Origin of the sequence: Kitasatospora sp. NPDC091257, from assembly GCF_044757675.1 — a bacterium.
Lineage (GTDB): Bacteria > Actinomycetota > Actinomycetes > Streptomycetales > Streptomycetaceae > Kitasatospora > Kitasatospora lactacystinica.
In genome coordinates this window covers 1-1,537 of record NZ_JBIVVI010001638.1, presented here as the reverse complement: position 1 = coordinate 1,537, position 1,537 = coordinate 1, and the positions used below count along the sequence as shown (strand labels likewise).

The window sequence follows — 1,537 nt, the reverse complement described above, 5'->3', positions numbered from 1 at the left end:
GGGCCCGGGGACCGCATCGCCCCGGTACCGGCTCGACGTCCGGCCCGACGTCCGGTCAGAACCCTCGAGTGCGCTTGGCCGCCCGGCGCGGCACGACCGGGTAGAGCGACGGGCGCTCGGCGCCGACCGGCAGTTTCAGGAACAGCCGGGCGATCTCCCCGCCCAGGTTCACCCCGACCGCCAGCGCCATCGCGATCGCCGCCGCCCGGAAGACCGACACCAGGCCGGCGCTGGAGTGCCCCTGGGCGAAGGCGAGCATCCCGAGGTAGAGCGCCGAACCGGGCATCAGCGGACCGATCGCGGCGGTCACGTACGGCAGCGCCGACCCGTTGCGGTAGCGCGCCATCAGCTGGCCGAAGAGGCCGACCAGCCCGGCCGCCACGCCGGTCGCCGCGATCGGGTTGACGCCCGCGTTGTACACCAGCGCACCGTAGCTGGCCCAGCCGATGCCGCTGTTGACGGTGACCAGGGCCAGCGTGCGGCGGTCGGTCTGGAGCAGCGTCGCGAAGGCCAGGGTCAGCACCATCGCGGCGACCATCTGGACCGGCGGGTAGTTGACGCCCACCAGGCTCTCGTCCGGGCGCAGGTTCGCCTCGAAGCCGACGCCCAGGTAGAGGATCACCATCACCCCGATCACGATGCCCGCGACCAGGTAGATCACTTCCAGCAGGCGGGCCGCGGCGGTGATGTAGAAGCCGGTCAGGCCGTCCTGCACGGCGGCGACCAGGGCGCGCCCGGGCAGCAGGGCGAACAGGCCACCGGTGATCACGACCGAGCCGCGCAGGCCCCAGTCGTTGAGCGAGAGGATGATGCCGGAGGCGGCGGCCGGCATCGCGGCCGCCACGAACTGGTAGAACTCCGGCAGCCGGCGCCGGGCCAGCGCGGAGGCCAGCCGGTCGCCCAGGACGGCCGCGACGAAGGCGCTCGCGAACACCAGCCAGGCCTTGTCGTCCACCCGCCCGCCGACCAGGAAGGTCGCCGCGCCGGCCAGCAGGCCGGTGGTCAGGGCGAGGAACCAGGCGGGGTACGGGTGCCGGTTGCGGCGGATCAGCGCGAGCCGGCGGTAGGCGTCGTTGACCGTCACGTTCTCCGCGGTGATGTCCGCGACCAGCGCGTACACCGCGTCGAGCCGGGTGTAGTCGGAGGTCCGGCGGCGCACCACGCGGTCGGCGGTGACCGGCGGCTCGACCAGCGAGGGCTGGTACGAGATGCCGATCAGGGTGAAGGTGACCTGCGGCTCGCAACGGTCCAACCGGTAGGCGTGCGCGATGCCGAGCATCGCCGCCTCGACGTCCTCGGCTGCCTCGCCGCTGGCCAGCAGCAACTCGCCGATGCGCAGCGTCAGGTCGAGGATGCGCGGGACGTTGCGGGTGACGGACGCGGAGGGGTGCATTTCGCGGGCGGTGCGCTCGAAGGCGGGCCGCTCGGACATCGGGGTGCGCAGCAGGGTGCGCATCCGGTCCGGCCAGGGCGCCTCGCCGGGGGCGCCGGCGGTGAGGTCCGGGACCGGGATGCCGGTGGGCGGGGTGTAGCCGGC

General features: G+C 73.6%; 1 protein-coding gene. It reads right to left on the bottom strand.

All coding sequences use genetic code 11. From position 1 onward, the window contains the following. Positions 1-55: 55 nt before the first annotated feature. Positions 56-1,537, bottom strand: a 1,482-nt coding sequence (locus tag ACIQOV_RS40935) for a threonine/serine exporter ThrE family protein (protein ID WP_401056157.1), incomplete at its 5' end; no start/stop codon positions are given.